4 protein-coding genes are annotated in these 3544 nt (G+C 38.1%); 2 read left to right on the forward strand and 2 right to left on the reverse strand.

Translation table 11 applies throughout. From position 1 onward, the window contains the following. Positions 1-443: 443 nt before the first annotated feature. Positions 444-953 (reverse strand): class I SAM-dependent methyltransferase, encoded by a 510-nt coding sequence (locus AC1DVB_RS25955; RefSeq protein ID WP_057277685.1) that lies wholly within the window; start codon positions 951-953, stop codon positions 444-446. A gap of 174 nt (positions 954-1127) precedes the next feature. On the opposite strand from AC1DVB_RS25955, the gene AC1DVB_RS25960 reads away from it, so the two are divergent. After that, on the forward strand, positions 1128-1388 hold the full coding sequence (locus AC1DVB_RS25960; protein WP_477591665.1) for a hypothetical protein: 261 nt from the start codon (positions 1128-1130) through the stop codon (positions 1386-1388). Positions 1389-1536: 148 nt separating this feature from the next. On the opposite strand, the gene AC1DVB_RS25965 is transcribed toward AC1DVB_RS25960, so the two are convergent. Continuing rightward, the gene (locus tag AC1DVB_RS25965; RefSeq protein ID WP_477591667.1) at positions 1537-2202 is read right to left on the reverse strand and encodes a GntR family transcriptional regulator; all 666 of its coding nucleotides are present in this window, start codon (positions 2200-2202) and stop codon (positions 1537-1539) included. Between the two features lie 302 nt (positions 2203-2504). Between AC1DVB_RS25965 and AC1DVB_RS25970 the strand changes: the two genes are divergently transcribed. Continuing rightward, positions 2505-3544: CaiB/BaiF CoA transferase family protein (locus AC1DVB_RS25970; protein WP_477591669.1), on the forward strand; the 1040-nt coding region annotated here is incomplete at its 3' end.

Genomic DNA, 3544 nt, shown 5'->3' on the forward strand with positions numbered 1-3544 from the left:
AATTGAAGCTGGAGATCGAGGCCATTCCATCCAAACATTGATGCCACGGGCAGACCAAGCCTTATATGCCGCAAAGAAGAATGGCCGAAATTGTGTACAGATCATAGCCTAAGACTATATTGCCTTTCTTTTAAACCTTGAACTTGTTCTAGGTTTTTTTCATTGTGTTCATAATTGTTGTATTCAGTAATCCGTGTAAACAAACTGAAGAACTTGCGTAACTTCTTGAAGCTGGAGATTACTTTTTGTTTGCTCTGAATACTCTATAACCGTGGCTATTTCCGCAAGAAAAAATGAGGCGATAATGTTCGTCCATGACTCGTTTCAAAGATTCATTCAAAGGCTGAAGGGGGCTATTTGAAACTGAAGAATTCATTAATTGCTCTAAGGCGGTACTCGATCTCAAGATATTTACCTCTGAAAACCCGTTTTGTCGGAAGAATTCAACCATTTGGATTGCATTTTAATAATTCTCTTAAATGATAAAATTTCATGATTTCCTTTTTTGAGGCAGAATCAAGGCTGGTTTCCGCTGTCATATCAATGGATATCAAAGTTCCTTTTAGTTTAAGGACCCTGTAAAATTCACTGAGTGATTTTTGTATATCAGTGAATGCAGTCGTTGATTCGGATATGATCAAATCAAAAGAATTATCGTCAAAAGGCAGTTCTTCTATTGAATGCTCATATAGGTCGATGCTTAAGTTAGCTTGTTGGAATCTTTTTTTGGCATGTTTCACCATTTCAGGGTGATGATCTAGCGCTGATACTCGGCAAAGGAACGTTTTTGCCAAGAAAGCTGTGGTTTGCCCTGTCCCGCATCCGGCATCAAGGATTTTTGACGTATGAGTGATTTTTTCATTTTTTAAGAGCTGCTTAGTCAGTTCAAATCCACCAGGGTGTGCCCCTTCGATGCCAATTATGGCTAGTGCGTCTTGGTATGAATGGTTCATGGAATTGTCTCCTTTGTAAATGTATAAATGTATTTTATGCTTTGGTTTTAAATAGTGATTTAACCATTGACAAGGAATATGGGAAAGACGTTTAAAGGAATGGTGTGTTTTTAAACCATGCAGGCTAGTCCCCGAATGCATACGATGTAGAATCACTAACAAGGGGAGTGTAATATGGGATATCAAAATTATTATCATAAATGCAGGCAAGGTGTTGGAAGACCGGTTGAAATTCGTARAAGCAGAGGAACCGTACATCGGGGAATCATACACCGGGTTACGCCGAACCGTGTATATATTCGTCCATTTGACGGTGTCGGAAACCTTGGGGGTTTTGGTTTTGGAGGCTTTAATGCAGGATATGGATGGGGTGCGGCAAATGGATTTGCCTTTGGCGCAATTGCATCTTTAGTCTTTCTCGCATTTCTCTGGTAATGCGAATGATGAAAATTTTAAAAAACCTGACAAATCATCAGGTTTTTTTATTTTGTAGCCATTGGGTGGATTCCTGGAAAAATCAGGAAAATATGTATAGATGTACAACTAAGACCGTGCAAGACGGAATCCTAGGGAATCAATTCCTTTATTGATCAATGACGGTTTTAAAAGTTGCTTTTATTGTATGGAAGCTTTTTTCAATATGGGAATGCATTTCCTGTTCGGCTCGTACCGGATCTCTATTCTGAATGGCTATAAGGATCCGTTCATGATCATCTACAAAATCGGAAAAGTTTTTAAAATGTACTTTTAAAATGCTAGTCCTTATATATAGTATTTTCGTCTTGATAACATCGCATAATTGAATTAATTGGTGGTTGCGGGAAGCAAGATCAATGATATCGTGAAATTCCTGATTTAGTTGTGTAAGCTTTTTTCTATTATTCATATTCACGGCTATTTTAGAGTCATTTATTACTTCGACCAACTTGCTTAATTCCTCGTCCGTAATATTCTGAGTCGCTAATTTAACAGCTAAAGATTCAAGGCTAATTCGGCATTGATATACATCAATAATGTCCTGTACGCTAGGGCTATAAACTGATATGGCCTTACCTTCACGAACCAGTAGGTAATCTTTCAATAACATCTGGAAGGCTTCTCTAATTGTACCCCGGCTAACCCCGATTCTTTCAGCAACCCTGGTTTCGACCAAACGCTCTCCAGGCTGATATTCACCGTCTATAATCATACCCTTCAGAATATGATATACCTGATTATGAAGCAGTTCAGTTTTTTGTATTTCTTTCATAATAGTGCCCCCTATGTAACAAATTAATATCTATTTAACAAACGGCCTTCAATTTATCAGAGTTTTTCAATACATAGATATATTTCAATAATAAAAGCATAAATCCTACTTTAATAGCTCAAATTATAACATAAAAAATGTCAACGGTTAACCGTTGACATAATAATAAATGTCAATTATTATAAGGATTATCAAAAAATTAGGAAAGTTTTTGTTTTAATGAATTGATTTTTATAGAAAGGAAACGTTTATATTTAACCGTAATCTACCTAGATAGAAATATTAAAAAGGGGTGAATGCTCATGGGTGAAGTTATAAAACAGGGTGCGTTGAAGGGATTAAAGGTTTTGGAATTAGGTAGTTTGATAGCTGGTCCTTTTGCTGGAAGATTAATGGCCGACTTCGGTGCCGAGGTAATAAAAGTAGAACCACCAGGAAAGGGGGACCCCATCAGAAATTGGAGATTACTATATGAGGGCACATCCTTATGGTGGTTTGTTCAATCCAGGAACAAAAAAAGTATTTCATTGGACTTACGAAAAACGGAAGCCCAAGAGATCATAAGGGAATTAACAAATGAAGTCGATATTATTATTGAAAACTTCAAACCGGGGACTATGGAGAAGTGGGGGCTTGGCTATGAGGATTTAAAAAGAATTAATCCGAAGATCATTATGGTTAGGGTATCAGGATATGGCCAAGATGGACCGTACCGAAATAAGCCGGGGTTTGGAAGTATTGGAGAAGCAATGGGGGGGATTCGTTATTTAACAGGCTATCCTGATAGGCCTCCAACAAGGGTCGGAGTAAGCTTGGGAGATTCTGTAACTGCATTATATGCTGTTATGGGGGCATTAATGGCTGTATATCATAGAGACCAACCTGGGGGGGAAGGACAATGTGTTGACGTCGCTCTATATGAATCTATTTTCAGTTTAATGGAAAGTGCAGTTCCAGAGTACGACCATTACGGAGTGATTCGTGAAAGAACCGGAAGCACCCTCCCAGGAATTGCACCTTCGAATACATACCCTTGCAGAGATGGGAAATATATTGTGATCGGGGCAAATGGAGATGGCATTTTCAAGAGGCTTATGGATGTTGTTGAAAGGCCAGATTTAAKGGATGACCATAAATTCTCAACTAATGACGGTCGTGTACAGAATGCTGAGTATCTAGATGAAGTTATTGGTGGTTGGACAATCCAGCATAATTTACAAGATGCCTTGGTATTACTTGATAATTCAGACATACCCGCAGGATCGATTTATAGTGTTGAGGACATGATGCATGATCCACATTTCCTTGCTAGGGAAATGATCTATAAAATGGATGTTGAAGG

This window comes from Peribacillus sp. P4_D6 (genome assembly GCF_056401795.1).